Here is a 26,767-nt window from a genome sequence, read left to right as displayed (position 1 = left end):
ACACTCGCAAACGTTATGGATATGTATTGCCCAGATGTGCGTCGACAACCGGACCGATCACCGAGACAGCATCGGGATTGGTCATTTCGTTGTGGAAAACGTCCACACCGTGGATGACGATATCTCCTGACACGTACGGTCGCCATTCCTGTGGTGACCGAACAATTCCGTCACTCGCGCCTTTCGTTGCAGAAAAGAACAAAACATTTCCGTCGAACACGTCCGGGATGAACTCGGCCATGATTCGCGTCGAGTTCTCGAATCCTGCATTGATTCTGCGCAAATGATCCGCCGTGACACCGGTGGTCTGCCCCAGGGATTCGTCGAGCAGTTCGACACCACGTTCGTAGGTCAACGGCTCGGACGACGCCTGAGCAGTCAGATCCAGCCCCAGACCCGCGAGCAGGTTCTCGACGCTCAGCTCACCGTCGGCCGTCTCGTCATGGCCGTCGACGTAGCTGTCCAGCAACGCGAGAGTCTGCACTTCGCTGCCGGTGCTGCGTAGTTCCACGGCGATCGCATGGGCGAGCGAACCACCGAGCGACCACCCGAGCAGGTGGTACGGACCGACCGGCTGGACAGCCCGAATCTCGTCGGCGTACCGGTGCGCGAGGTCTCGAATCGAGCCGAACGGCGTGCCTTCCACGATGCTGGGCAACTGCAGGCCGTACACGGGACGGTCGTCACCGATCTGGGACACCAGGCCCGCATATCCCCACGACAACCCGATTCCGGGATGGACGCAGAACAGCGGTTCCTTGGAACCTGTGCTGCGCAGTGGGATGACCACTCCGAACACCGAATCCAGTTGTGCACCGGACGAATCGACGTCCGACGCGACCCGAGCCGCGAGCCCTGCCGGGGTCGGATCGACGAACAATGCCTGCAGCGGGACGCGAACTCCGACCGCGTTCTCGATGGCCGGGCCGATCTTGGTTGCCACCAGCGACGTGCCACCGAGCTCGAAGAAGTTGTCGTCCATGCCGACTCGTTCGACACCCAATACCTCGGCGAACGCGTCGGCGATGGCTGCTTCGAGATCGGTACTCGGTGCCCGATACGGCGTCGTCGACACCGTCAGTTCCGGCACCGGGAGCGCGCGTCGATCCAGCTTGCCCACCGGAGTGAGTGGGATGTCGGCGAGTTCGATGATCGTCGACGGGACCATGTGGCGCGGAAGAACGGTCGCGACACTGTCGCGCAACGCCTCGACGTCCACCGATGCACCCTCGGCCGGCAGCACGTAGGACACGAGAACCGTATCTCCCGACGCCGCATTGTGACCGATGGTCGCCGCGAAGCCGACCTCGTCGTGATCGGTGAGCGCGGAGTCGATCTCGCCGAGCTCGATACGGAATCCGCGGACCTTGACCTGGAAGTCGCTGCGTCCGACGAACTCGAGCACACCGGTACTCCCCCAGCGCACGACGTCACCGGTTCGGTACATCCGCTCACCGGCGGTACCGAACGGGTCTGCGACGAAGCGTTCGGACGTGAGCCCGAACCGTCGCAGGTAACCGCGTGCCGTACCGGGGCCTGCGATGTACAGCTCGCCCGACACCCCGGCCGGGACCGGCCGCAGACGTGCGTCGAGCACGAGGAACCGGAATCCGGTACCCGGCCGGCCTACGTCCACCGTGCCGCCTGGCATCAACGGACCGCCGACACTCGCCTGAATGGTCGTCTCGGTCGGACCGTAGCCGTTGAACATCTTGCGGCCCGGTGCCCACTTCGCCACCAGCTCCGGAGTGCAGGCCTCGCCGCCGACGGCGAGGACGCGGACCGTGCCCAAACGCGTCTCGTCGATCGAGGACAACGCCGCCGGAGTCAGGAACGCGTGTGTGACATGTTCCGATTCGAGCAGGTCGGCGAGTTCGCTGCCACCGAACGTTCCCGGCGGCACGATCACCACGGTGGCGCCGACGCCGAACGCCATCGTGAGCTCGTACACCGAGGCGTCGAAACTCGGCGAGGCGATGTGCGACACCCGCGAATCCCGGGTGGGACGGAATCGATCGATCACCTCGGCCTGCAGGTTGGCCAGGCCCCGGTGCCGCACTGCGACGCCCTTCGGGCGACCGGTCGAACCCGAGGTGTAGATCAGGTACGCCGGGTGGTCGAGGTGCAGCGTCGCGGTGCGCTCGGCATCGGTGACTGCGGCCACGGGATAGCGAGAGAGCTCCGATGATGTCTCGGGATCGTCCAGGACGAGCCACGGCACGGTGTCGGGCAGCGACTGCCGACTGTCGACGTCGGTCAATCCCATTGCCGCACGCGAATCTTCGAGCATGTGCGCAATGCGGTCGGCCGGGTAGTTCGGGTCGACCGGCAGGAATGCCGCACCGGTCTTGGCGACCGCCCACACCGACAGAACCGACTCGATGGATCGAGGCAGGGCCAAGGCGACGAACGTTTCCGGTCCGACGCCGTAGTCGATGAGCATTCGCGCGATTCGGTTCGACCAACTGTCGAGGTCGGCGTAGGACAGGCTCACGCCCCGATACGTGACGGCGACCGCGTACGGGTCGAGCGCCACCGAGGCGGCGAGCATTTCCGGCCACGTTCGCAACGCGACGTCGGCGGACCCGCGAGCCGGTGCCAGAGCCTGCTTCTCGTCGGCACCGAGAATGTCGATATCCCCCACCGCGGTGAGTCGATCGTTGCCGACGGCGTCGAGTACGCGAACCAGTCGCGCCGCGATCGCATCGACGGTGGACGCGTCGAACAGCGAGGTGGCGTAATCGAACGCTGCCTCGAATCCGGTCGGTCGCCCGTCATCGTCGAAGGTCTCGGACACCAGGAGTTGCAGATCCTGCTTGGCCACGGGAACGTCGAAGTCGAAGCCCTCCACGCGCAGATCCGGTAGCTCGAGTGACGCCTTCTCGTTGTTCTGGAACGACAACGCCACCTGCGACAGCGGTGCATACGCCGTCGATCGCGTGGGATTGAGCACCTCGACGATGCGCTCGAACGGCATCTCGGTGTGATCGAAGGCGTCGAGGTCGTGTGCTTTCACCTGCGTGAGCAGATCCACGAACGAGGCGGAGTCGTCGATCCGGCTGCGCAACACCAAGGTGTTGACGAACATGCCGACGAGATCGTCCAGTGCCGCGTCGCCGCGCCCTGCCACCGGAGTGGTGATCGCGATGTCGTCGGTACCGCTCAGGCGCGCCAGCACCACCGCGAACGCGGCGTGCAACACCATGAACATACTGACGTTCTGCTCGCGGGTGATCTCGACGAGTGCCCGATGGATCTCGGCGTCGACGGTGAAGCGAACCCGGCCACCCCGGAAATCCTGCGTGGTGGGCCGCGGGCGATCGGTGGGCAACGGCAGCAGATCGGGTAGACCTGCGAGCGCCGTCGACCAGTACTCGAGCTGGGCCGCGGCCACGCTCGACTCGTCCTTCTCGTCGCCGAGCAACGAACGCTGCCACAGCGTGTAGTCGGCGTACTGCACCGGCAAGGGCTCCCAGCCCGGCGCTGCTCCCGTGGTGCGCGCCGAGTACGCGAGCACCACGTCTCGTGCCAGCGGTGCCATCGAGGCTCCGTCGGCCGCGATGTGATGCACCACCATCGCCAGTACGAAGACGGGCTCGGCATCGGTATCGGCACCGACGACGTGGAACAGCTCGACGTGCACCGGAATCTCGGTGGTCACGTCGAATCCACGACCCGCCAGGTGCGCCACCCGGTCGGTCAGCACACCGGCATCGATCGATTCCGGCTCGACCACCGGAGCCACCTCGACGGCCGGATGTACGAGCTGGACCGGGAAGTCCGGTCCGTCCGGGAACGTCGTCCGCAGCGATTCGTGCCGCTCGAGGACGTCGACGACTGCCGCGGCGAGGGCCGCAGTATCGAGCTGCCCGGTCAACTTGACGACCAGTGGCACGTTGTACGCCGCCGAGGTGGTGTCGAACTGGTTGATGAACCACATGCGTTGCTGTGCGAGAGACAGCGGGATGTGATCAGGACGCTGTGTCGCAACGAGATTCGGACGCTGCGCCCGTGTGGACGTTGCGCCGACCGCGCTCGCCAATCCGGCGACGGTCGGCATCTCGAAGATCGTGCGCACGCCGATCGTGGTGCCGAGTTCGGCGTTGACGCGGGCGATGACGCGCGTGGCGCTGAGCGAGTCTCCACCGAGCTCGAAGAAGCTGTCGTCGGCACCGACCCGATCGACGTCGAGAATCTCGGCGAACACGGCGGCCACGGTGAGCTCGGCCGGCGTGCTCGGCTCGCGGTACGACGTCGCCGACCCGAACTCGGGCACCGGCAACGCGGACCGATCGAGTTTTCCGACCGGTGTGAGCGGAATGGCGTCGAGCACGACGATGGCTGCGGGAACCATGTGCGACGGCAACATGCCGGCCAGGTGGTCACGCAGGACACCGGTATCGAACGCGTCCGCCGCGCCCTCGGTGGTTCGTACGTACGACACCAGGACGGTCGCTCCCGACGGGCCCGGAGTGCCGAAGGTCGCGGCGAAGTCCACGGACGGATGCGATGCGAGCGCCGCGTCGATCTCGCCGAGTTCGATGCGGAAGCCGCGAACCTTGACCTGCGAATCACTTCGACCGACGTATTCGATCGTCAGATCCGGCGACCACCGCACCACGTCTCCGGTGCGGTACATCCGCGCGCCGGGTGCGCCGAACGGGTCGGCGACGAATCGCTCCGCCGTCAGGCCCAATCGATCGTGGTAACCGCGGGCGAGTCCGACACCCGCGAGATAGAGCTCACCTGCCACGCCGACAGGAACGGGCTGCAGCCGTGAATCGAGCACCACCTCGTACACGCCGCGAACAGGACCACCGATCGAGACGGTGTCACCTGCAGTCATCGGCGTGCTGATGTTGGACATGATCGTGGCCTCGGTCGGACCGTAACCGTTGTAGAGATTCCGGCCCGGTGCCCACTTCGCGACCAACTCGGCCGGTACGGCCTCGCCACCGACGACGACGTCGGCGAACGTGTCGAGCCCGCTCGGGTCGACCGACGCCAGAGCCGACGGGGTGATGAAGCCGTGGGTGACCGACTCCGCTGCCAACAGTGCCGCGAGTTCGTTGCCGCCGTACACGGTGGGCGGCACGATGATCATCGTCGCGCCGACGCCGAAGGCGAGTAGGTACTCGAGCACGGATGCATCGAAGCTCGGGGACGAGACGTGCAGTGTGCGTGAGTCTTTGGTGATTCGGTATCGCTCGCGCTGCTCGGTTGCGAAGTTGTCGAGACCGGAGTGCGTGACGACGACACCCTTGGGCACACCCGTCGAACCCGAGGTGTAGATGGTGTACGCCGCGCTGTCGAAGGCGATGCGTCCGTTCCGCTCGGTGGCGCCGATCGGCTCGTCGCTCACTGCGTTCGGGCCGTCCGTCGCCAGATCGTCGAGGACGATCCAGGGCACGGTCGACGGCAGGTCGTCGAGATGGGCGCGGGTGGTGACGCCGAACGTGGCACCGGAGTCGGCCAACATGTGCTCGATGCGATCGGCCGGGTAGTTGGGATCCACCGGTACGAATGCCGCGCCGGATTTTGCGACGGCCCAGACCGTCAGCACCGATTCGATCGATCGTGCGATGCCGAGTGCCACGAAGGTCTCGGTGCGCACGCCGTGGCCCAGCAGAATTCGAGCGAGTCGGTTGGACCGACGGTCCAACTCCCGGTACGTCATTTCGCCGTCGGTGCTGCGCAGTGCGATAGCGTCCGGGTTCACCGCGGCAGCGTCGGAGAAGATCTCCGGCAGCAGCCGGGCCGAGCGTCCATCGGGTCCGAACACCGGTGCCAGCGAGGCGAACTCGGCGTCACCGAGGAGTCGCAGCCGTCCCAGTGGCTGCTGTTCGTCCTCGAGCACGGCGTCGAGGACACGCTCGACGCGATCGACGATGGCGTGCACGGAATCGACGTCGAACAGTTCCGGCAGGTACTTCGCCTTCAGGTTGAGGCGCTCGTCGACCGACGAAACCAGAGTCAGCGGGTAGTGCGCTGCGTCGGTTCCGAGAATGTCGGTGACCTGCATACCGGCGAAATCGGTTGCCGCAGAAGCGCCGGCCCGGTCGACGGGGTACGACTCGAACACCGTCAAGGTGTCGAAAGCCACGCCTGCACCCGCTGCGCGTTGGATATCGGTCAGGCCGAGGTAGTGGTGATCCAACAGCGATGCCTGCTCGGCCTGAACCCGATCGACCAGTGCACCCAGCGTTTCGCTCCGGTCGAGCGTGACCCGGACGGGCAGGGTGTTGATGAACAGCCCGATCATGCCCTCGATACCCGGAACCTCCGGCGGACGACCCGACACCGTCGCACCGAACACGACGTCCTCGCGTCCGGTGAGGGTGGCCAGCACGACGCCCCATGCGGTCTGGACGAGGGTGTTGAGGGTCGATCCACGGCGAGCAGCGAAGTCACGCAGTGCCGCGGTGGTCTCGACCGACAACGACCGCTCGGTCTCCTGCGACACGGTGGACAGTTGCCGGCCACGATCGTCGGTGACCAACAGCGTGGGTTCTTCCACGCCGGCCATCGCACTGACCCATTGCGCGGTGGAGATCGCCACGTCGCGTTGGCGCATCCAGGCCAGGTAATCCCGGTAGGCAGGAATACGCGGCAGCATCGAGTCGTCGGACTCGGTGACGTAGAGCGTGATGAGTTCCTTGACGACCAGCGGCGTCGACCATCCGTCCAACAGGATGTGGTGGTTGGTCAGCAGCAGACGCCAGTGATCGTCGGCCAGGGTGATGAGCGTGAACCGCAGCAGCGGTGCCCGGTCCATCTCGAAGCGCACCGCACGGTCGGCCTCGAGAACTGCCTCGAGGGCCACCTCGACATCGGGCTCCCCCCGAAGGTCGATCTCGGACCACGGAACAGTGACCGAACTCTGCACGATCTGCAGTGACTCGCCGTTGCTGTTGTGTACGAACGCTGCTCGCAGGTTGGGATGGCGAGAGACCAGTTTGTCGACGGCAGCATGCATCCGCGTCGCATCGACAGTCCCCCGGAGCTCGAGCCCCAGCTGAACCATGTACGCATCGACACCCGAACCGGCACTGCCGATCTCGCCGGCCAGGCGAGCGTGGAACAGCAAGCCGGCCTGCAGAGGCGACAACGACCACACGTCGTCGAGATTCGGGAACTGCTCTTCCAGAGCATCGATGGATGTCTGATCGATGTCGACCAGCTCGAGATCCGACGGCGTGAAGCCGCCCGCACCGTCGGCCGAGGCGTGCTCGGTGATCGAGATGAGGGCCTGCGTCCACAGTTCGATCAACCTGCCGACCTCGTCGGTGTCGAGAACGCCCGCGGGGAAGGCGAACGTCGCGTCGAGCTGCGGGCCGTCGGGGGTCGAGGTGGTGACAGCGTTGATGTCCAGCGCCGCAGGCACCGGCATATCCGGATTCTGCGCGTCGCCGAGCTCTGCGTCGGCCACCGGGATCCAACCCACGTCGTCCATGCCTTCGGTGGATCCGGTGGAGAACCGGCCGAGGTAGTTGAAGCTGACCTGTGGTGCGGCGAAGCCGGACAGAGCCTCGGCTGCAGCGGAATCGAGGTACCGCAGCATGCCGTAGCCGATGCCGTGATCGGGGATCTCGAGCAGCTGTTCCTTGATGGTCTTGACCAGGGCACCGGCCGACGCGCCGCCCGCCAGAGCGTCGGCGACGTCGAGCGATCCGAGATCGAGACGCACGGGGAAGATGGTGGTGAACCAGCCGACGGTCCGACCGAGATCGGCACCGGGCACCACCGCGTCCTCGCGGCCGTGGCCCTCGAGAGTCACGAGAGCGTCCCGCACCGCGTCGCCGCGTTCGCGACGCCACGCCGTCAGGGCCAGAGCCAAACCGGCCAGCAGGCCGTCGTTGACGCTGCCGCGGAACACGTCCGGGACAGTGGTCAACAGGCGCTCGGTGACCTCGACCGGCAGGGACGTGCGGACACGCTGCACGGTGGCGTCGACGTCGATTCTCTTGTCGAGCGGGCGAGAACCGATCGTCGGGTCGGCTCCGTCGAGGATCCGACGCCACAGTCCGAGCTCGTCGGTTCGGGCGGCCGTGACCTCGGTGAGTCCGGTGGACCACCGACGCATCGACGTACCGATCGGAGCCAGTTCAGACTCCTGGCCGGAGACGATCCGACTCCATGCCGTGGCGAGGTCGGGAACCAGAATGCGCCAGGACACGCCGTCGATCACGAGGTGGTGCGCGACCACGAGCAGTCGACCCGAGCCACTGGGGCTCTGGAACCACACCATCTGCACCATGACGCCGTCGGCCGGAACCAGACGATCGGCAGCGGCGTCGAGCTCGGCCGCGGCGACGACGGAGAATTCGGGGCCGTCGACGGATTCGACCGAGACCGCGTGAAGGACGCTCGCAGCCGAGACTGTTCCGACCGGAGACACTTCCTCGTGCCACTCCCCGTCCGCGTCCTGGTAGAGGCGCGCACGCAGCATGTCGTGACGATCGAGCACCGCTGCCACCGTGCGTTCGAGCGTCTCGCGCTCGATGCCGACCGGAAGCTGAAGCAGCGCTGTTTGTGTGTAACGGCCGAATTCGGTGCTGCGGTCCAACATCCACCGCACGACCGGGGTGAGCGGCATCGGGCCGACTCCCCCACCGTCGAGTTCTTCGAGCACCACGGCGTCGCCGCCGAGAACAGCGACCTCGGCGAGAGCGGCCACGGTCTTGCGCTCGAAGATGTCGCGGGGAGCCAGCACCAGCCCGGCGGCCTTGGCGCGCGAGACCAACTGGATCGACATGATGCTGTCGCCGCCGAGTGCGAAGAACGAATCGTCGACGCCGACGGTATCGAGCCCGAGAACGTCCGCGAAGAGACCGGCCAGGATCGACTCGACTTCGGTTGCAGGCAAACGGCTTTCGGTGACGTTTGCCGAGAAGTCCGGTGCCGGGAGTGCACGGCGATCGAGTTTGCCGTTGGCGGTCAGCGGCAGCTCGTCCAGGACGATCAACGCTGCGGGCACCATGTACGAGGTCAACGAGTTGCCCACGAAGTCGAGAACGGCCGCATGGTCGAGCGCGCGACCGGCCTCGGCCACGACGTAGCCGATCAGCCGATCACCGAAACCGTCGTCGCGGACGGCGACCACGGAAGCCGCTACCCCATCGAATGCCAGTAGCGCGCTTTCGATTTCGCCCAGTTCGATACGGAAGCCGTGCAATTGGACCTGCATGTCGCTTCGACCCAGGTATTCGAGAGCCCCATCGCGATTCCACCTGGCGGTGTCACCGGTGCGGTACATACGCGCACCCGCATCGCCGGAGGGGTCGGCAACGAAACGCGTTGCGGACAGCCCTGCTCGGCCGAGGTATCCGCGAGAGAGCTGTGCCCCGGACACGTACATCTCCCCGACGACGCCGGGCGGAACAGGATTGAGGCGGGTGTCGAGAACGGCGACACGCAGCGCCGGGATCGCCTGGCCGATGACGCTGGCCGAAGCGGACGCCGCGAACTGCTCGGTCAGAGCCAGGTGGCTCACGTGGACCGTCGTCTCGGTGATGCCGTACATGTTGACCAGGGTCGGCGAGGTCTCCTCGTGCCGTGCGTACCAGCGACCGAGCTGCCCGAGATCGAGTGCTTCTCCACCGAAGATGACGTACCGCAGCGACAGTGCGTCCGATCCGTCGGCGGATCCACCGGCCGCGGTTGCCACACGATCGGCTTCGGCGAACTGGTAGAACGCCGTCGGCGTCTGGTTGAGAACCGTGACCTTCTCACGAATCAGCAACTCGCGGAACAGTTCCGGCGAGCGTGCGGTGTAATAGTCGACGACCACGAGAGTGCCGCCGTGCAGCAGTGGTCCCCACAGTTCCCACACCGAGAAGTCGAACGCGTAGGAGTGGAACATGGTCCACACGTCGCGGTCGTCGAAGTGGAACAGATCCGTGGTGTTCGCGAACAGTGTCGCCACGTTACGGTGCGCGATCTGCACACCCTTGGGACGTCCGGTACTACCCGAGGTGTAGATGACGTAGGCGATCGAATCGGCATCGGTGGTGCCGATGCGGTCGGCGTCGGTCAGCGGGGCTCCGGACACGCTTGCCAGCTCGGCGACCGCTTCGGGTGCATCGAGCAGCAGCATCTCGACATCGGAAGCAGGCACCGATGCACTGTCGGCGACGGTGGAGATCACACAGACCGGTGACGCGTCGTCGAGCATGAAGGCGAGCCGGTCGGCCGGATAGCCGACGTCGATCGGGAGGTAGCCGCCGCCGGATTTGACGACCGCCAGCAGAGCAACGATCAGCTCCTCGGTGCGCGGCATCGCAACCGCCACCAGGGACTCCGACGTCACACCCCGAGCCACGAGGATTCGCGCAAGTCGGTTCGAGCGGTCGTCCAGCTCGGCGTAGGTCAGCGAGCGATCGCCGAACACGACTGCCTGTGCTTCGGGGAACTGCGCAGCGGCAGCGGCGAAGCGGTCGGCCAGTGTCGCATCGGTCGCCGTGTGGCCGTCGTGGTTCCACTGCCGGGCCATGGCGTCGAGTTCACCCGGCAACAGGATGTCGATGTCGCCGACAGCACGATCGGGATCGGCGGTCACGCCGACGAGGACGGCACCGAATCGAGTCGAGAACTCGTCCACGGAGATCTCGTCGAACAGGTCGACCGCATAGGTGATCGCAGCGGTCATACCTGCCGGAGCACCGGAGTCGTCGAACCGTTCCGCAACGGTCAGCTGGAGGTCGAACTTCGCGACGTGGGCGTCGATGTCGACGGCCTCGACGGTGAGTTCGGGTAGCTCCAGTGCCGCCGAGGTGTTGTTCTGGAATTCGAGCAGTACCTGGAACAACGGCGAGTGATCGGTGGACCGGGCCGGATCGAGGACGTCGACGAGGCGCTCGAACGGCACGTCGGTGTTGTCGAACGCCGCCAGGTCCGCGGTACGGGTCCGGCGGAGCAGCTCGGTGAACGAGAGATCGGGCGCTACCTCGGTGCGCAGAACCAGAGTCCCGACGAACATGCCGACCAAATCGTCGAGCGCCGCGTCGCCACGCCCGGCGATGGGCGTGCCGACTGCGATGTCCTCGGTCCCGCTGAGGCGAGCCATGAGGATCGACCATGCTGCATGCATGGCCATGAACACGGTCGCGTCGTTCGCGCGGGCGAGGTCCACCAGGCCGGCGTGGACGTCTGGCTCGATCTCGAACCGAACACTGTTGCCGCGCATCGACTGCCGTGCCGGGCGAGGATGGTCGAGCGGAAGCGGCAGCAGCTCGGGTAGATCCGCGAGAGTGGACTTCCAGAACTCGAGCTGCTGTGCTGCCACCGAGCTCGGGTCGGACTCGTCGCCGAGAACCGAGCGTTGCCACATCGCGAAATCGGCGTACTGAACGTCGAGCGGTGCCCACATCGGAGCTACTCCCGACACGCGAGATCCGTACGCCACCATGACGTCTCGAGCCAACGGTGCCATGGACGCGCCGTCGGCGGCAATGTGATGCACGATGATCGACAGCACGAAATCCTCGGGTGCCGTCCGGTACAGAACGGCCCGGAAGGGCAGGTCCTTCGACACGTCGAATCCGCGGGCGGCAGCGGACGAGATCGCGGTGACGATCTCGTTGGCATCGACGTCGACGACGTGCAGATCGGTCGTTGCCGCGTCGGTGCCGAGAATGTGCTGCTCGGGGCGATCGCCGTGCGAGGGGAACACGGTGCGCAGCGACTCGTGCCGCGCCAGCACGTCACCGATCGCAGCGTTCATTGCCTCGATGTCGAGACGGCCTGTCAATCGAACCGCGAGCGGGATGTTGTAGGCGGCCGAGTCGACGTCGAACTGGTTGATGAACCACATTCTCTGCTGAGCCATCGACAATGGAATCGAGCTCGGGCGAGGCTTCGCAGTGAGCGCCGGACGGCGCGCGGCACCGGCCGGGTTGCTGTGCACTCGCACCGCCAACGACTCGACCGTGGGTGCCTCGAACAACGCACGAACGCTGACAGCGGTGTCGAGGGCTGCATTCACCCGAGCGGTGAGGCGGGTGGCGCTCAGCGAGTCTCCACCGAGATCGAAGAAGCTCGAGTCGATGCCGACGCTGCCCACGCCGAGAACCTCGCCGAAGATTTCGGCGATGATCCGCTCGGTCTCGTTGCGAGGAGCGCGCGAGTCGCTGCCGAGGTGCAGATCCGGGGCGGGCAGCGCCTGTCGATCGAGCTTGCCCGCGGGCGTGAGCGGGATCGACTGCAGGGCAACGAACGCCGTCGGAATCATGTGTGTCGGAAGCGAACTCGACGCCCGAGTGCGCAGCGTCGTCACATCGATTTCGTGGCCGGGCCGCGGAAGAACGTAGGCGACCAGGATCGTGTTTCCGGCAGGTCCGTCGACACCGATCGTCGTAGCGAATTCGACTGTCGGATCATCGGTCAGCACCGCGTCGATCTCGCCGAGCTCGATACGGAAACCGCGCACCTTGACCTGGAAGTCGCTGCGTCCGACGTACTCGAGGGTGCCCGACTCGGTCCACCGCACGACGTCGCCGGTTCGGTACATACGCTCGCCGGGCTCGCCGAACGGGTTCGCGACGAACCGCTCTGCCGTCAGACCGAATCGCGAATGGTAGCCACGCGCCAGGGCGGGGCCGGCGAGGTAGAGCTCTCCTGCGACACCGACCGGTACCGGATGCAGACGCGAATCCAGCACTACTTCGCCGAAACCGATTGTCGGCGAGCCGATATCGATGGGCGAGCCCACGTGCAGCTGGTCACTGACGGAGGAGAAGATGGTGGCCTCCGTGGGGCCGTACGCATTGAACATGCGCCGGCCCGGTGCCCACCGTGCGACGAGCTCGGGCGGACACACGTCGCCGCCGGTTGCAACGACGCTCAGTTCGGTCAGACCATCGGGGTCCACCGATGCGAGGGCCGCGGGAGTCACGAACGCATGCGTGACGTGCTGCTGCGCCAGGAGCTCGCCGAGCTCCACGCCGCCGTAGACGGAGGTGGGTGCGATCACCATCGTGGCGGCACCCGAGATCACCATGGCCAGCTCGAGAATGGATGCATCGAAGCTCGGTGACGCGAATGCGAGAACCCGAGCGTTCGGAGTCACCTCGAAACGAGACCGTTCTTCCTCGGCCAGGTTGGCCAGGCCGCGATGAGTGACGGTGACGCCCTTGGGAACTCCGGTGGAGCCGGAGGTGTAGATCAGGTACGCGACCTGATCGATGTGTACCGGTCGAGTGCGGTCGGAGTCGAGAACCGGTGCGGTCGAACGGTTCGCGAGATCGCGGCGAGTGTCGTCGTGGTCGAGGACGGACCACGCAGCCGAGCCCAGACCCTCGACGGCACCGACGTGCTCGGTCGACGTGACGCCGATGGACGCGCCGGAGTCGACCAGCATGTGCTCGACTCGATCACGGGGGTAACTCGGATCGATCGGCAGGAAGGCCGCACCGGTCTTGGCCACGGCCCAGATTGCGAGAACCGATTCGATGGAGCGCGGCAAAGCAAGTGCCACAACGGTTTCCGGACCTGCTCCGCGGGCGATCAACGCACGCGCGAGCGCGGACGACCGAGTGTCCAATTCGGTGTAGGTCAGTGTCCGACCTGCGCTCCACACTGCCGTACCACCGGGGTTGCGGGCAGCAGCATCGGTGAGGATGTCCGGCAGGAGTCGTTCGGTCGTGGAAGCGGGACCACGTACCGGGGCCAGCCTGTTCGATTCCTCCGAGGACAGCAGCGACAGCGATGCGACCCGTTGGTCGGTGTCGGTCGCGATCGCCTCGAGAACACGCACGATTCGATCGACGGTGGCGACGACGACACTGTGCTCGAACAGCTCGGGCAGGTACTTGGCTTCGATGTGCAATCGGTCGTCGACCATCGCGACCAGGGTCAGCGGATACTGTGCGGTGTCGCTGCCGTCGTGTACGTCGTGCACCCGCATGCCGGCGAGATCGGTCTCGGCCGACAGACCCGCACGGTCCATCGGATACGACTCGAACACGGTGAGCGTGTCGAACGCGACCGCGGGACCGACGGCACGCTGGATATCGGTCAGGCCCAGGTAGTGGTGATCGAGCAGCGAAGCCTGTTCGGCCTGCACCCGATCGAGGTACTGGCCAAGTGTCTCGGCTGGATCCAGCACGATGCGCACCGGCAGCGTGTTGATGAACAGACCGACCATGGACTCGATATCCGAGACCTCCGGCGGACGTCCCGAGACGGTGGCACCGAACACGACGTCCGTGCGACCGGTCAACGTGCCCAGCACCATCGCCCACGAAGCCTGCACCATCGAGTTCATCGTGATGCCGCGTGCCCGGGCGAGACTGCGCAGGCGTTCGGTCTGCTCGGTGTCCAGGGAAACCAACGCGCGGCCGGCCAATGTCGACTCCTGGCGACGGCTCTCGACCGGCGTCAGCAGGGTGGGTTCGGCGAGACCCGCGAGGGCTTCCGTCCATGCCGCACGAGCTGCCGAGTGATCACGCCGCGACAACCACGACAGGTAGTCGCGGTACGCAGGTACGCGCGGAAGAACGGCGTCGTCGCCGTCCACGACGTAGAGCGTGAGCAGGTCCTTCAGGAGCAGCGGCGTCGACCATCCGTCGAGCAGGATGTGGTGGTTGGTCATCACCAGACGCCACTCGCCCGGGGCCAGCGTCACGAGCATGAAGCGCAACAACGGCGCCTGTGCCATGTTGAATCGCGTTGCGCGGTCGTCGTGTTCGATTCGCTCGAGCTCGGCTGCGCGATCGTCGATGCTCAGCGACGACAGATCGACCGAGGTCCACGGCACAACGACGTCGTGATGCACGATCTGGATGGATTCGCCGTCGTTGTTGTGCACGAACGCCGTGCGCAGGTTCGCGTGGCGCCGCAGTAGAGCCTGGGCAGCGCGGCGGAAGCGAGCCTCGTCGACGTCCCCGCGGAGGTCGAGCACCAGCTGCACGATGTAGGCGTCGACGGACTGATCCGACAGTTCGGCATGGAAGAGCAAACCGGCCTGCAGAGGCGTCATCGACCAGATGTCGTCGAGAGTCGGGTACACCCGCTCGAGATCGTCGATGGACTTCTGGTCGAGGCTCACCAGATCGAGATCGGACGGGGTGAACCCGCCGGTGCCCGGTCGCTGAGCGAGCTGCGTCAGCGCGGTGAGAGCCTGCTTCCACAACTGGGCGAGTTCGGTGACCTCGTCGGCGTCGAGCACGCCCGTCGGGAATGCGAAGGTCGCCTCCAACCGCGGTCCGGTCGGTGTGGCCGTGGTGACCGCGTTGATGTCGAGTGCAGCGGCGACCGGCAGGTCCTCGTCCTGGGAATCACCGACGCCGGAGTCGTCGACCGGCAGCCACCCGTGTCCGCGGAGCTCGTCCGGAACGTCGGTGCTGTATCGACCGAGGTAGTTGAAACTGACCTGGGGTGCCGGGAAGTCACGCAGTGTCGCACCGGCCTCCTCGTCCAGGTAGCGGAGCATGCCGTACCCGATGCCGTGATCGGCAACGGCGAGCAGCTGCTCCTTGACGGACTTGACCAGCGCTGCTGCCGCGTCCCCGCCGGCGAGAGCGTCGTCGAGGTCGATCCCGTCGAGGGTCAGTCGAAGTGGGTAGATGGTGGTGAACCAACCGATGGTGCGGCTGAGATCGGCTCCCGGAACCACATGGTCCTCACGGCCGTGGCCCTCCAGGGAGATGAGTGCGTCGGACACGACGACACCGCGGTTTCTTCGCCACACGGCGGTCGCCAGGGCCAGAGCGGCCAGTAGACCGTCGTTGACGCTGCCGTGGAACGCCTCGGGCAGAGCCGTCAACAGGCCCTCGGTGACATCGGTCGACAGAGTGACCTCGACCTTGTCCACCGTTCGATAGACGTCGATCTCGCGGTCGAGTGCGCGTGAACCGATGAGCGGATCGGGATCGGCGAGCGCGTCGCGCCATATTGCGAGCTCGTCCGAACGCGTTGCGGTGACCTCACGCAGGCCGTGCGCCCAGCGACGCATCGAGGTACCGACCGGGGCCAGTTCCGGTGTGCTGCCGCCGATGATCTGAGCCCACGCCGACGCGAGGTCGGGCACGAGAATTCGCCACGAGACGCCGTCGATCACCAGGTGGTGCGCGACGACGAGCAGTCGGCTGCCTTCGGAGCCGGCGTCGAACCAGACCATCTGAATCATGACACCGGCATCGGGTGCCAGACGATCCACTGCTGCAGCGGCTTCCGACCTGGCCTGATCCGAGAACTCCGGTCCCCGAACACTGTTCGACTCCACCCGGCGGACGACGGACTGCGCCGTGACGGAACCGATCGGGAGCACCTCCATCGACGGCTCTCCGGTACGGTGCAGAACTGCACGGAGCATGTCGTGGTGATCGAGGACGGTCTGAACGGTTGCTTCGAGAACGTCGAGCTCGATATCGGACGGCAGTGTCAGCACGGCAGTCTGTGTGTGCTTGTCGAGTACCGACGTGCGGTCGAGCATCCAGTGCACGATCGGGGTGAGCGGGACGTCTCCGACGCCGCCGCCGGGCAGCTCGTCCAGCACGAGCGGAACGGTCCCGTCGCCGGCCGCGACGACCTCGGCCAGTGCGGCAACGGTCTTGTGCTCGAACACATCTCGCGGCGACAGAGCCAGCCCTGCCGCTTTCGCGCGGGAGACGAGCTGAATCGACATGATGCTGTCTCCGCCGAGCGCGAAGAAGGAGTCGTCGACTCCGACGCGATCGAGGCGGAGCACCTCGGCGAACAAACCGGCGAGCGTCTTCTCGACGGCATTGTCGGCGTCGCGTCCCGAGGTGACCTGAGCGGACCAGTCGGGTTCGGGGAGGGCTTTGCGGTCGAGTTTGCCGGCCGGAGTCAACGGGATCGACTCCAACATCACGAACGCCGAGGGCACCATGTGCGCAGGCAGCACCGACGCCGCATGATCACGCAGCACACCGGCATCGAACGACGTACCGGCCACCGGCAACACATACGACACCAACACCGTCGACCCCGCCGCGGACTCACGCCCGACAGTGACCACGAAATCGACACCCGACACCGACGCCAACACCGAATCGATCTCACCCAACTCGATGCGGAAACCACGCACCTTCACCTGAAAATCGCTGCGCCCCACATACTCCAACGCACCCGAGGCATTCCACCGCACCACATCACCGGTGCGATACATCCGCGAACCCGCACCACCGAACGGATTGGCCACGAACCGCTCCGCCGACAACCCCGACCGCGCGTGATACCCACGAGCCAACGCCGGACCCGCCAGATACAACTCACCCACCACACCCACGGGCACCGGATTCAACCGCGCATCCAACACCACCTCCGCGAAACCGATCGTCGGCGAACCGATATCGACCGACTCCCCCACCACCAACGCCGACGAAATCGACGAGAAAATCGTCGCCTCCGTCGGACCGTACGCATTGAACATCCGCCGACCCGGCGCCCACCGCGCCACCAACTCCGGCGCACACACATCACCACCGGTGACCACGACCTCCACCGAATCCAACCCCACCGGATCCACCGACGCCAACGCCGCAGGAGTCACGAACGCATGCGTGACCCGCTCCTCGGCGAGCAACGACGCCAACTCCACCCCACCGAACACCATCGCCGGCGCAATCACCATCGTCGCCCCACCCGAGAACGCCAACACGAACTCGAGAATCGACGCATCGAAACTCGGCGACGCGAACGCCAACACCCGAGACGACGGCCCCACACCGAACCGAACCCGCTCCTCGGCAGCCAAGTTCCCCACACCACGATGAGTGACCACCACACCCTTGGGCACACCAGTGGACCCCGAGGTATAGATCAGATACGCCGCATCATCGAGACGCAACACACCCGAACGCTCGGCATCCAACACCGGAGCAGGCGAAGCGAACGCCAGATCCGCCACCACATCGGCATCGTCGAGCACCACCCACGACACCCCACCCACACCCGCAACCGCATCCAGATGCGCACCCAACGTCACACCCACCACAGCACCGGAATCGACCAACATGTGCTCGATCCGATCCACCGGATAATTCGGATCCACCGGCAAGAACGCACCACCGGCCTTCGCCACCGCCCACACCGCCACCACAGACTCCACCGACCGCGACAACGCCAACGCCACGAACGACCCCGGACCCACACCACACGACATCAACACCCGCGCCACACGCGACGACGCCGCATCCAACTCCCCATACGAGAGCACCCGCGAACCCGACACCACCGCAACACCACCGACACCAGCAACACCGACCGCACCAGCCAACAACTCCGGCAACACCACACCCGCAACAGAACGCGGACCACGAACCGGAGCCAACGCTGAGTACTCGTCGCTCGAGAGGATGTCGATGTCGCCGACGCGAACGGACGGCGTGGCCGTCACAGCGTCGAGGATCCGCACCAGACGATCGGACATGACACGCACGGTGTCGGCATCGAACAGTTCTGTGGCGTAACGGAAGCTGGCTTCGATGCCGACCGGGTTCCCGGAAGCGTCGAACTCCTCGGAGACCGTGAGCTGCAGGTCGAAGTTGGAGATGTCGTTGGGCAGTTCGATGCCCTCGATCGACAGCCCGGGCAAGGTCACCGTCGGTCGATCGGTGTGCTGGAACTCGAGCATCACCTGGAACAACGGGGCGTGAGCGGTGGACCTGGCGGGGTCGACTGCGTCGACGACCCGCTCGAACGGCACGTCCGCGTGGGTGAAGGCCGCCAGGTCGACGGTGCGCACATCCGCCAACAGATCCTCGAACGGGGTCGACCCGGGCACCTGGGTGCGGAGGACGAGCGTGTTGACGAACATGCCGACGAGCTCGTCGAGTGCGGCATCGCCTCGACCGGAGATCGGTGTGCCGACCGAAATGTCCTCGGTACCGGACAGCCGTGCCAGCAGCACGGCCAGAGCGGCGTGCACGATCATGAACGAGCTCGAATTGTGCTGCGCGGCAACGGCGACGAGCCGAGCATGCACGGCGGGATCGATCGCGAACGAGACGGTGTCGCCGCGCAAGGACGCCACTGCCGGACGCGGACGATCGGTCGGCAACGGCAGCACTTCCGGGCTACCCGCCAACGCGTCGACCCAGTACGTCACCTGCTTCGCCATCAGGGAGTCGGGATCGGATTCCTCGCCGAGGAAACGGCGCTGCCACAGCGCGTAGTCGGCGTACTGCACCGGCAACGGTTCCTGGCTCGGCGCATGACCTGCAGCGCGGGCGCTGTACGCCACCATCAGGTCGCGGGCGAGCGGCGCGCTGGAGAAGCCGTCGGACGAGATGTGATGGACCACCATGACGAGTACGTGTTCGTTCTCGTCCTGACGGATCAGGCGGACGCGCAACGGAACATCGGCCACGACGTCGAAGCCGGCACCGGCGACGGCGCCGATGAGCTCGGCGACCTGCCGGTCGTCCTCTGCGGGAACCGGAGTCAGGTCCGGAACGGCCGATGCCACGTCGAGGACGGACTGCACAGGGCCGTCGTCGGTGAGCGGGAACATCGTTCGAAGAGACTCGTGGCGTGTGAGCACGTCCGCTATGGCCGAGCGCATCGCGTCGACGTCGAGGAGGCCGCTCAGGCGCATCGCGAACGCGACGTTGTAGGCAGCCGACTCGGTGTCGTACTGATTGATGAACCACATCCGCTGCTGTGCCAGCGACAGCGGCACCACCGCGGGTCGTTCCTGAGGCACCAACCGAGGCGTCGGTGCGGAGTCCTGTGTGCTGACGTCGATGCCCGCGGACAGCGATCGAACAGTCGGTGAATCGAACAGATCTCGGATGCCGATGTCGGTTCCGAGGGCGGCATTGACGCGTGCGACGAGGCGCATCGCGATCAGCGAGTTGCCGCCGATCTCGAAGAAGCTCGAGGTCGCGCTGACCTGTGCGACGCCGAGCAGATCCGCGAAGACGCCCGCGACGATCTCTTCGACCGGATTCTCCGGTCCGACGAATTCGGACGCAGCAACGGTGAACTCGGGGGCCGGCAGTGCCTTTCGGTCGAGCTTGCCGCTGGCATTGAGAGGAAGTGAGTCGAGTACGACCACATGCGAGGGCACCATGTACCCCGGCAGCCGGCGTCCGGCTTCGGCGATCACCTCGGCCGAGTCGACCGCATGACCGGACGCGGAGACCACGTAGGCCACCAACGTCTCGCCGGTGTTCGGATCCTTGTGCACCAGAGCGATTGCCTGGGCGACGGACTCCGAGCGCAGCAGCACCGCTTCGATCTCGGGAAGCTCGATACGCAGACCACGCAGCTTCACCTGGAAGTCGGTACGGCCGATGTACTCGAGTTCGCCGTCGGCGCGCCAACGAACCAGGTCGCCGGTGCGGTAGAGACGTTCACCCGGCTCGCCGAACGGATCGGCGACGAAGCGATCGGCGGTGAGATCGCCGCGGCCGACATAGCCGCGAGCGAGCTGAACTCCGGCCAGGTACAGCTCGCCGGGAGCACCGATCGGGGCCGGTCGAAGCGACGCGTCGAGCACGTACAGACGGGTGTTCCAGACCGGCGAACCGATGGGAATGGACACGCCGTCGTGGCCGGTGACGTGGTAGTAGCTGACGTCGACGGCGGCCTCGGTAGGACCGTAGAGGTTGTGCAGCTCGGCCTGGGAGAACTGCGCGAACTGCGCGGCGGTGGCGGGCGGAAGTGCTTCGCCACTGCAGAAGACGAGCCGTAGTGACACACAGTCCGCAGCCCGAGCTCCGGCTGCGAACACCGCGAGCATCGACGGCACGAAGTGCGCGGTGGTGATGTGTTCGGCCGCGATGATCTTCGACAGGTACACCGGGTCGCGATGGCCGTCGGGCTCCGCCACGACGAGCTTGGCACCGACCTGTAGGGGCCAGAAGAACTCCCACACCGATACGTCGAACGTGGCCGGGGTCTTCTGCAACACCGTGTCGGCGGGCGCGAGGTGGTACTCGTCCTGCATCCACAGCAGTCGGTTCACGATGGCCGAGTGCGTGACGGCGACGCCCTTGGGTCGGCCGGTGGAGCCGGAGGTGTAGATCACGTAGGCGGTGTTGGCTCCGTGCAGGCTTCCGAGGCGGTCCTGGTCGGTGATCGCGGAGCGGTCGCGATCGGAGACGTCGAGAAGATCCACCGCGAGAACAGGAGTGGCGACCGCGATGTCGATCCAATCGCGGCTCGTGGTGAGAATGCACACCGGCTGAGCGCTCGACAGCACGTAGGACGATCGCTCGACCGGGTGATCGGGGTCGATCGGTACATAGGCACCGCCGGCCTTGACGATCGCGTACATACCCACGAGCAGATCGATCGAACGTCGGATCGCGAGCCCGACGTGGGACTCGGGCCCTACACCCAGTGAAATGAGATGCCGTGCAAGCTGATTGGCGCGCTCGTCCAGCTCCAGGTAGGTGATGTGCTCGTCCTCGAAGACGAGGGCGGTCGAGTACGGACTGCGCAGCACCTGACGGTCGAACAGACTGCTCAGAGTCATGTCGACGGCCCCGGTGTGGAGCTGCCGGTGGACCGGATCCTCGATGAGACGTGCGGTGTCGTTCCACTCGAACAGTACGAGTTCTCGTTCGGCCGGGGACAGAATGTCGATGTCGCCGGTACGAATGTCCGTCGAGCTGCCGATGGTCGCGACGATCCTCAGGAACCGGTCGACGAAACGGTCGATGGTCTCGGGATCGAACAGATCCGTTGCGTACGTGAACGACGCCGACAGGGCGCCGGACTCGTCGACCGGTTCCTGGTCGACGCGAAGCTGCAGGTCGAATTTCGCAGTGTCGGTACCGATTTCCTCGAACTCGACGACGAGTTCGGGTAGCTCGAGCACTGCGGTGGCGTTGTTCTGGAATTCGAGGAGCACCTGGAACAGGGGTGAATGATCGGTCGACCTGGCGGGATCGAGTACGTCCACGAGCCGCTCGAACGGAATGTCGGTGTTGTCGAAGGCCGCGAGGTCGGAGCTACGAGCGCCGGCGAGCAGTTCGGCGAAGCTGGCCTGTGGCTCGACCTGCGTGCGAAGAACGAGGGTTCCGACGAACATTCCGACGAGATCGTCGAGTGCTGCGTCCCCTCGGCCGGCGATCGGGGTGCCGATGGCGATGTCCTGGGTGCCGCTCAGGCGCGCGAGGAGCACGGCCAGAGCGGAGTGCACCACCATGAACAGAGTCGACTCGTGTTCGGCAGCAACCGAAGACAGGCGAGCTGCGACATCGGCCGGAATGGTGAACGGTGTGACGCTGCCGCGCATCGACTGACGGGTGGGGCGCGGTCGGTCGAGCGGCATCGGTAGTACGTCGGGAAGGTCGGTCAGCGCGGACTTCCAGAATTCGATCTGGCGTGCTGCCACGGACGTGGGGTCGTTCTCGTCGCCGAGCACGTCGTGCTGCCACAGCGCGAAGTCTGCGTACTGCACCGGCAGTGGCGGCCACGTCGGCTGCGAACCCGCGGATCGAGCACTGTAGGCGACCATGACGTCGCGGGCGAGCGGTGCCATCGAGGCACCGTCGGCAGCGATGTGATGGACCACGATCGAGAGCACGAAGCTCTCCGGGCCGGTGCGGTACAGAACCGCCCGGAAAGGGAGATCGACGGTGACGTCGAATCCCGTTGTGGCGGAGCTACGTACGAGCGCGTCGACGGCATCGGCAGCCACGTCGACGACGCGGAGCGGAAGGTTCGGTCCGGTGACGTTCTCGGGCGGAAGTATCACCTGATTCGGCAGGTCGCCCACTGTGGGGAACACCGTGCGCAGCGACTCGTGTCGAGTCAGCACGTCGCCGACGGCAGCGGACATCGCATCGACGTCCAGCCGGCCCGACAGGCGAACGAGAAGAGGAATGTTGTACGCAGGCGAGGATGCATCGAACTGATTGATGAACCACATACGTTGCTGCGCCAGCGACAGCGGAACGGACTCCGGCCGATCGGCGGGAACCAGTGCCGGGCGACGGTGCAGCGATGCGCCCGTCGACTCCGCACGGTCGGCGAGGGTGCGAACCGTCGATGCCTCGAACAGATCGAGGACCCGCAGATCCGTACCCAGAGCTGCGTTGACGCGGGCGATCAAACGTGTTGCGACAAGGGAGTTTCCGCCGAGATCGAAGAAGCTGTCGGTGACGCCGACACGATCGAGCTCCAGTACGTCGCAGAACACGGCAGCCACAGCCGCCTCGTACTCGGTTTCCGGCGACTCCGTGGTGCTCTGCGAACCGAGCTCGGGTTCGGGGAGGGCTTTGCGGTCGAGTTTGCCGGCCGGAGTCAACGGGATCGACTCCAACATCACGAACGCCGAGGGCACCATGTGCGCAGGCAGCACCGACGCCGCATGATCCCGCAGCACACCGGCATCGAACGACGCACCGGCCACCGGCAACACATACGACACCAACACCGTCGACCCCGCCGCGGACTCACGCCCGACAGTGACCACGAAATCGACACCCGACACCGACGCCAACACCGAATCGATCTCACCCAACTCGATGCGGAAACCACGCACCTTCACCTGAAAATCGCTGCGCCCCACATACTCCAACGCACCCGAGGCATTCCACCGCACCACATCACCGGTGCGATACATCCGCGAACCCGCACCACCGAACGGATTGGCCACGAACCGCTCCGCCGACAACCCCGACCGCGCGTGATACCCACGAGCCAACGCCGGACCCGCCAGATACAACTCACCCACCACACCCACGGGCACCGGATTCAACCGCGCATCCAACACCACCTCCGCGAAACCGATCGTCGGCGAACCGATATCGACCGACTCCCCCACCACCAACGCCGACGAAATCGACGAGAAAATCGTCGCCTCCGTCGGACCGTACGCATTGAACATCCGCCGACCCGGCGCCCACCGCGCCACCAACTCCGGCGCACACACATCACCACCGGTGACCACGACCTCCACCGAATCCAACCCCACCGGATCCACCGACGCCAACGCCGCAGGAGTCACGAACGCATGCGTGACCCGCTCCTCGGCGAGCAACGACGCCAACTCCACCCCACCGAACACCATCGCCGGCGCAATCACCATCGTCGCCCCACCCGAGAACGCCAACACGAACTCGAGAATCGACGCATCGAAACTCGGCGACGCGAACGCCAACACCCGAGACGACGGCCCCACACCGAACCGAACCCGCTCCTCGGCAGCCAAGTTCCCCACACCACGATGAGTGACCACCACACCCTTGGGCACACCAGTGGACCCCGAGGTATAGATCAGATACGCCGCATCATCGAGACGCAACACACCCGAACGCTCGGCATCCAACACCGGAGCAGGCGAAGCGAACGCCAGATCCGCCACCACATCGGCATCGTCGAGCACCACCCACGACACCCCACCCACACCCGCAACCGCATCCAGATGCGCACCCAACGTCACACCCACCACAGCACCGGAATCGACCAACATGTGCTCGATCCGATCCACCGGATAATTCGGATCCACCGGCAAGAACGCACCACCGGCCTTCGCCACCGCCCACACCGCCACCACAGACTCCACCGACCGCGACAACGCCAACGCCACGAACGACCCCGGACCCACACCACACGACATCAACACCCGCGCCACACGCGACGACGCCGCATCCAACTCCCCATACGAGAGCACCCGCGAACCCGACACCACCGCAACACCACCGACACCAGCAACACCGACCGCACCAGCCAACAACTCCGGCAACACCACACCCGCAACAGAACGCGGACCACGAACCGGAGCGAGACGCGCACGTTCGGCGGCAGAGAGCAACTCCACGTCACCGACGGCACGCTGTGGGTCATTCGTCAGTGCGTCGACGATGCGCACCAGACGACGACCGATCTGAGCAACACTGCCGGCATCGAACAGTTCTGTGGCGTAATCGATGACGACATGCGGAGATTCGGACTCGTGAACCGTGACGACGAGATCGAAATCTATTCCGTCGCGCGGAAGCGGAGACTCCCCGAAGCGGAGCGCGACCTGGGCGAGGGGGTTGTGCGAGCCGGTTTCGGCCGAGCCGAGTGCTCGGGCTATCTCGGCGAAGGTGGCATCGGCGTGGGCGGACGCATCGACGAACTCTGCCGCGGTGGTGCCGACGAAGTCCGAGAACGACTGGCGGCCGTCGGGGCGAGTGCGCAGAACAACCGTCTCGCCGCGGCCGGAGGGTACTGCGATCGAGACGTCATCGGTGGATGCGAGACGCGAAAGAAGAACGGCCACAGCGGATTCGAGCACGACGAACGGGGTGGTCGAGCTGTCGTCGGCGAGTCGGCTCACGGCATCCCACGCTGCGGACCCCAGGGCAACCTCGTGCGATGCGCGAACATGCCCGATGCGCGAAGGCCGGGGGCGGTCGGTCGGCAGCGCGAGCAGGTCCGGTGCATCGGCCAGTCGATCGACCCAGTGGGCTACGTGCGCCGCAGCGCGACGGCGGCGGCGACCTTCGAGGGCGCTGTCCGGATGAACTTGCAGGACGGGTACGTCCGGCCCGGAGGCGATGAATTCGGTGACCATGTCGACGAAACTGGAGTGATGCGTCGTCAGGTCGTTGTCGTCGTAGCGGTTGGGGTTTGCCCGGAAATCGACGAACGTTCTTGCAGGAGTACCACTCTGGTAAACGTTGACGAGGAGGTCCTCGACCGGGCCGGACGTGACGATGTTGAATTCGCCGACGATCGAGCCGAGCTGAATCTGCTGATGGAACAGCATCATGTTGACCATCGGGCCGGCGAGTTGTTTGTCGCTTCCCGTGGCTGCCAACTCGCGCCGGATGTCTTCGATGCTGAACCTCTGGTGCCGCAACGCACCCATCAGCTCGAGCTGTACCTGCTGTACGAGTTCACCGACGGTGGCCTTCTCGGAGACGCGCATCGGAATGGGTGCGACGTTGACCAACATTCCGCCGGATCGACGGAGGAGGGCCGTGGTGCGCGCGGACACGGGGATGTTGACCAGGACGTCTTCTCGCCCGGTCATGCGCGAGAGGTAACAGCCGAATGCAGCGATGAACACCGCGGCGGCCGTCCCGCCCTTCGTCGAGTCCGACGCTTCGAGTTCGGTGACGACGTCATCGGGCAGTGCGACACTGCGCAGCTTGCTGGCCGCGATGGTACGACCGGGTGTGTTGGACAGCGTGGCACCGTCGTGGATGCCCGCGGCCCTCGATGTCCAGTACTCCTTGTCCGTCTCGAAACGAGTGGACGTCCGGTACTCCTGATCGAGGTCGTACAGTCGCCGAAGTTCGGCTGCCTTGTTCGGCTCGGGTTCGACATTCTCGACCGCTGCGGTGTAGAGCGCAGCGGTGCGCTGGACCAGTGTCATGGCACCGTAGCCGTCGAGGGCGACGTGGTGGATCTTGCTGTACCAGAGGTTGCGTTCGTCCTCGACCTGAAGAATCCAGCTGTCGACGAGCGGATCGTTCTCCATGTCGACCGGCTTGACGTAGTTCTCGTCTATCCACGCCAGCGCCGACGCCATCGGATCGTCTTCGCCGCGAAGATCCAGGTAGTGCACCGACTGATCTATGCCGTGGTCGACCGTCTGAACCGGCTCCCCGTCGATCTGGGCCAGGCGCAGGTAGGCAGACTGGAACTCGTGGCCGGCGCGGGCCGACGCCTCCTGGAGAACCGCTATGTCGAGTGGTCCGCGCAGATCGACGTATTGGGCGATACAGACAGCGACGTCAGGCGCGAGTTGTTGCGCAAACCACATTCCGCGCTGCGCCGAGGACAGCGGGAAGGAATTGTCGAACCCTGTTCCGGTCGGCGGGACCTGAGAGCCACCGGTGGTCACTGCGCGCAT

1 protein-coding gene is annotated in these 26,767 nt (G+C 65.6%); it reads right to left on the bottom strand.

Annotation, left to right across the window (positions count from 1 at the left end; all coding sequences use genetic code 11):
- Positions 1–13 precede the first annotated feature (13 nt).
- Entirely contained in the window at positions 14–26,767 is a 26,754-nt protein-coding gene (locus CH278_RS14050; RefSeq protein WP_179274569.1) for a non-ribosomal peptide synthase/polyketide synthase, read from the bottom strand.

It is taken from the genome of Rhodococcus sp. 05-2254-5, assembly GCF_002258575.1.
Taxonomy (GTDB): Bacteria; Actinomycetota; Actinomycetes; order Mycobacteriales; family Mycobacteriaceae; genus Rhodococcoides; species Rhodococcoides fascians.
Note: the sequence above shows the minus strand (reverse complement) of the source record. Positions and strands in the feature narration are given on the sequence as shown.

What these genes read in the sequence shown, in the direction of transcription:
- CH278_RS14050 (WP_179274569.1), bottom strand. Translation starts at nt 26,767, where the DNA reads ATGCGCGCAGTGACCACCGGTGGCTCTCAGGTCCCGCCGACCGGAACA.